Genomic DNA, 5,010 nt, shown 5'->3' on the forward strand with positions numbered 1-5,010 from the left:
CCAGGACCAGCCCGGCGCCCACCCCGGTGCCCAGGTTGACCACCACCGCGTCCCCGCACCCGCGCGCCGCCCCGAACCACAGCTCGGCCACCGCGCAGGCCCGCAACGGGTTGTCCAGGTACAGCGGGTACGCGAGACGCCCGGCGAGCAGGTCGAGCAGCGGCACGTCGTGCCAGCCCAGGTTCGGCGCGTACGCGCAGACACCGGTGTCCCGGTCCACCTGCCCCGGCACGCTCACCCCGGCCCCGAGCACCCGCGCGCCGTCGGCCCCGGCCCGGGCCACCACCGCACCGACCGCCGCGGCCACCCGGCCCGCCACCCGCTCGGGCCCGTTCCCGCCGGGAGGCACCTCCTCGTCGGCGCGGGCCAGCACGTTCAGCGCGAGGTCGAACAGCTCGACCCGGACGTAGGTCTCGGCGAGGTCGACGCCGATCAGCGTGCCCCCCGACGCGTTGACGGCCACCAGGCCCCGGGGGCGGCCGCCGGCCGAGTCCTCGAAGCCGACCTCGGTGATCATGCCGAGGTCGAGCAGCTCGCCGACCAGGGTGGCGACCGTGGCGAGGCTGAGGCCGGTGGCGGCCGCCAGCTCCTGCCGGGAGGCGGGCGACGCGGCGATGATCCGGCGCAGCACCTCGTAGCGGTTGGCCGTGCGGATGTCCCGCGATGTGCGCTTCACCGGAGCCCGCCCCCGTCCCTCCCGGCGTCGGCCTCGGCACCGGCGCCCGGCCAGGCTATGGGGGGCGAGGACCTTCGACAAGGGGTTGGGAAAGGGGTTCGACGAAGGGCGTCCGGCGGCGTCGCGGGCGGGCCGGTGCGGCCGGTTCAGTCGCCCAGCAGGTCCCGGACGAAGGCGTTGGCGAACGTGCCCGCCGGGTCCAGCGAGCGGGCCAGCGCCCGGAAGTCGTCCAGTCGCGGATAGCGGGCGCGCAGCTCCGCCGCCGGCGTGGTGAACACCTTCCCCCAGTGCGGCCGCGCCCCGAACGGCGCCAGCGCCTCCTCCACCCGGCGCACCACGGGCAGCACCGCCCGGGTGTCCTCGATCCAGGTGAAGTGGACGGCCACGGTGTCCCGGCCGTGGGAGGGGCTGAGCCACTGGTCGTCGGCGGCGACGGTGCGCACCTCGCAGGTCTGCAGGACGGGGGCGACCGTCTCCCGCATCCCGTCCAGCGCGTGGAGCACGTCGACGGCGAACCGCCGCGGCAGCAGGTACTCCGACTGCAGTTCCGCCCCGCTGCTCGGGGTGAACTCCGCCCGGAAGTGCGGCAGCCGCTCGTGCCAGGGCCCGGGCACCCCGAACTGCTCGGTGCAGTTCACGGCGGGCATGCCCGGCACCGGGTGCATCTTCTCGGTGGCGGGCGCCGCCCACGGGAACGGCCGGAGCGGCTGGTCGGTGCGGCGCTTGAGCCACACCTGACGGAACCCGGGGGCACGCCAGTCGGTGAACAGGCTCACGCTGTACGCCGCCGCCATCACCGCCTGGAACGTCCCCGCGTCGAGCACGTCGAGCGGCAGCTCGGTGAAGACGTGCTGCTCGACCTCGTAGGCCGGCTCCAGCTCCAGGGTGAGCGCGGTGACCACCCCGAGTGCGCCCAGCGCGGTGACCACCCCGCCGAAGCGCGCGTCGTCCCGGCTCGTCCGCTCCGTGTCGCCGGTCGCCGTGACCATCTCCACCTCGCGCACCACCGACGCCAGCGAGCCGTTCGTCACACCGGAGCCGTGCGTGCCGGTCGCCACCGACCCGGCGACCGAGATGTGCGGCAGCGACGCCATGTTCGGCAGCGCGAGGCCGTGCGCGTGCACCCGCCGGGCCAGTTCCGCGTACCGCACCCCGCCGCCGACCCGGACCGTCCGGGTCGCCGTGTCCACGTCGATCTGCGGGGGCAGCGCGTCGAGCGACAGCAGCACGCCGCCCTCGCCGGCCTCGGCGATCTCGTTGAACGAGTGCCCGCTGCCCAGGACCCGCGCCCGGGAGCTTTCGGCGACCAGCGCGCGCAGCGCGTCCAGGGTGCGCGGACGGTGCAGCTCCTCGGCGGTGTAGGTGATGTTGCCCGCCCAGTTGGTCAGGGTCTCGGTCATCGGTCGTCCTCCCCGGGATCGGGCCCGGAAAACGGGCCCCGCCGGAACCTACCCCGCCCTTCCGCGCCCGGGACAGCCGGTCCGGCCACCGGCCGGGGAGCGGTTCTCCCGGGAACGCGTGGGAGTGGCCCACGCCACGAGGGGGGACCCGGCACGCCGGACACCCGAGCGGGGGCATACCGTGAGGAGTCGTACGTCCGAGCCGGGAGGAGACACTAGATGGGCAGCCGTACCGCGCTGGTCGAGGATCTGATGGAGCGGTTCCCGCACGTGCCGCGGGAAGCCGTTTTCAAGGAGGACCTGCTCCGGGGCGGCGTGGCCTTCGACCCGTCCGCCCTCAGCGACAACGAGAGCGGCGAGGTCAAGCCGAAGTCGTACTTCATCTTCTCCTTCGACCACGGCACCCTGCCCGAGCTGGGCGAGGCCGCGCTCCGGCGCCCGCCGGAGGAGATCATCCTCACCGGCGGCCCCTACGACCTGCGCCGCACCGTCGTCTCGGTCCGGGTGAACCCCTCCTCGCCGTACCGCGTCGCCGCGAACGAGGACGGCGTGCTCGGCCTCTACCTCGACGGGAAGCGCATCGCCGACGTCGGGGTGCCGCCGATGCCGGAGTACTACCGGCACACCCTCTCCAACGGGAAGTCGGTCATGGAGGTGGCACCCACCATCCAGTGGGGCTACCTGATCTACCTGACCGTCTTCCGGGTCTGCCAGTATTTCGGCGCCAAGGAGGAGTGCCAGTACTGCGACATCAACCACAACTGGCGCCAGCACAAGGCGGCCGGCCGGCCCTACACCGGGGTGAAGGACGTCGAGGAGGTCCTCGAGGCCCTGGAGATCATCGACCGCTACGACACGGCGAAGGCCTCCACCGCCTACACCCTCACCGGCGGCGCCATCACCAAGACCGTCTCCGGTCGCGACGAGGCCGACTTCTACGGCCACTACGCCAAGGCCATCGAGGAGCGCTTCCCCGGCCGCTGGATCGGCAAGGTCGTCGCCCAGGCGCTGCCCAAGGAGGACGTGCAGCGCTTCAAGGACTACGGCGTGCAGATCTACCACCCCAACTACGAGGTGTGGGACGAGTACCTGTTCAAGATGTACTGCCCCGGCAAGGAGCGCTACGTCGGCCGCGACGAGTGGCACCGGCGCATCCTCGACTCCGCCGAGATCTTCGGCGCCCGCAACGTCATCCCCAACTTCGTCGCCGGCGTCGAGATGGCCGAGCCCTTCGGCTTCAAGACGGTCGACGAGGCCATCGCCTCCACCACCGAGGGCCTGCGCTTCTTCATGTCGCAGGGCATCACGCCCCGGTTCACCACCTGGTGCCCGGAGCCGACCACCCCGCTGGGCAAGGCCAACCCGCAGGGCGCCCCGCTGGAGTACCACATCCGGCTCCTCGAGGCCTACCGCGCCACCATGGACGACTTCGGCCTGTCCTCGCCCCCCGGCTACGGTCCGCCCGGACCCGGCCGCGCCGTGTTCTCCGTCAGCTCCTTCATGGACAGCCTCCCGGCGCAGGAGTCGGTCGAGGTGTGAGGAGGGGGCGGGGAAGGGGGCGCGCAAGCGCCTCCGAGCGCCGCGGAAGAGCATGCGGAAGGCCGGGACCGGGAGTCCCGGCCTTCCTTCGCGCAGGGCCCCGGTGAGAGGGTGCGGACCACCGCGTCATACCGGACGAAGACGGCGCTTGTCAGGTGAGCCGAGAACGTGAAAAGCTCGTCCACTGCCGCGAGGTTCCCCCAACTCCACCACTGGTACGGCGAGTTGGCCTCGTTCGTGATGCAGGAGACCCATGCCCGACCTGCCGAGCCCCCAGGACGCCACCGAGGCGGCGCTGTTCTCCGAGTGCTGGGACGCGGTGCTCTCCTACGCCGACCTGTGCACGTCCGGGTCCGCCGCCGCCGCACAGCTCGCCCGCGAGGCGTTCGCCCAGGGCATACGGGAGATCCGCGCGGCCGAGGCGGGCACCGCCCGCGGCACCGGCCGCCGCTCCTCCCGGCTGCCCCGGATACCCCTGCTGCTGACCGCCGTTCGCGGCACGGCGGCGGCCTGGGAGGAGGCGGGACAGGGCCACCGGCTCGACCCCGACCTGCGGCTGTGGCTCCACTCCGACCGGGCCGCCCGCTACACGGGCCCGCCCCTGGAGCGCCCGGTCGCCCTGCGCGCCCTGCGCGATCTGCAGCAGGCGGACGCCGAACTGCTGTGGCTGGCCGAGGCGGAGGCCCTGCCGCTGCCCCTGGTGGCCCGCCGGCTCGGCCTCGACCCGGAGACCGCGGCCGAGGAGCTCGACCAGGTGAGAGGGCTGTTCCGGGACCGCTGCCACCGCAACCACCTCGACTCCCCGATGGACGCCGAGTGCCGCAGCTACGCCCGGTTGCTCGACGCCGTCACCCGCTCGCCCGCCTCCGACACCCCCGACGACCTCTCCCGGCACCTCGCCACCTGCGCGCCGTGCGCCGAGGCCGCCGCCTGCCTGCGGCTGCACGACGGAGGACTGCCCGGGGCGCTGGTCGGCGGGGTCGTCGGCTGGGGCGGCCTCGCCTATCTGGAGCGCCGCCGCCGGGCCGCCGAGGTGCGGCTCGGGACCGGGCACCGGGACGGCGCCGACCCGGAGCACGGCGACCCGGCGGACGGCACGGCCGGGGCGCGCCTCGCCCGCAACGGCCTGCTGGCAGCCGCCGTGCTGGTCTCCGGGCTCGCGCTCACGGTCTCGCTGATGCCGTTCGGCGACACGGACGCCGAGAGCGCCGTGCGCCCCGACACCGACCGGCGGTCGGTGACCGGTCCCGGCCTGCCCCCGCCGACCGCCTCGGCCGAGGCGTCCTCCCCGACCGCCTCCGCCGCCGACCCGTCCGGCACCCCCGCCGGCCCCCGGAAGCCGTCCGCGGCACACACACCGGACCGGGACGAGCCCGCCCCCGAGCCCCAGGGCAC

General features: G+C 74.1%; 4 protein-coding genes. 2 read left to right on the forward strand and 2 right to left on the reverse strand.

The genetic code is table 11. The annotated features are described in order from the left end of the window. The coding region (locus B7L92_RS19840) for an ROK family transcriptional regulator (RefSeq protein ID WP_143626352.1) at positions 1 to 676 on the reverse strand (676 nt) is incomplete at its 3' end. A gap of 146 nt (positions 677 to 822) precedes the next feature. Further along, the gene (locus B7L92_RS19845) at positions 823 to 2,076 is read right to left on the reverse strand and encodes a D-arabinono-1,4-lactone oxidase (protein WP_081238862.1); all 1,254 of its coding nucleotides are present in this window, start codon (positions 2,074 to 2,076) and stop codon (positions 823 to 825) included. A gap of 219 nt (positions 2,077 to 2,295) precedes the next feature. Here B7L92_RS19845 and B7L92_RS19850 point away from each other — a divergent pair, with 219 nt between their 5' ends. Both B7L92_RS19850 and B7L92_RS19855 read left to right on the forward strand, forming a co-directional pair. Beyond that, a complete protein-coding gene (locus tag B7L92_RS19850; RefSeq protein ID WP_081238863.1) occupies positions 2,296 to 3,615 on the forward strand; it encodes a radical SAM protein in 1,320 nt (439 codons plus the stop codon). Positions 3,616 to 3,868: 253 nt separating this feature from the next. Beyond that, the coding region (locus B7L92_RS19855) for a cellulose-binding protein (protein ID WP_081238864.1) at positions 3,869 to 5,010 on the forward strand (1,142 nt) is incomplete at its 3' end.

The sequence above is a fragment of the Streptomyces viridosporus genome (assembly GCF_002078235.1).
Lineage (GTDB): Bacteria > Actinomycetota > Actinomycetes > Streptomycetales > Streptomycetaceae > Streptomyces > Streptomyces viridosporus.

What these genes read in the sequence shown, in the direction of transcription:
- B7L92_RS19845 (WP_081238862.1), bottom strand. Translation starts at nt 2,076, where the DNA reads ATGACCGAGACCCTGACCAACTGGGCGGGCAACATCACCTACACCGCC.
- B7L92_RS19850 (WP_081238863.1), top strand. Translation starts at nt 2,296, where the DNA reads ATGGGCAGCCGTACCGCGCTGGTCGAGGATCTGATGGAGCGGTTCCCG.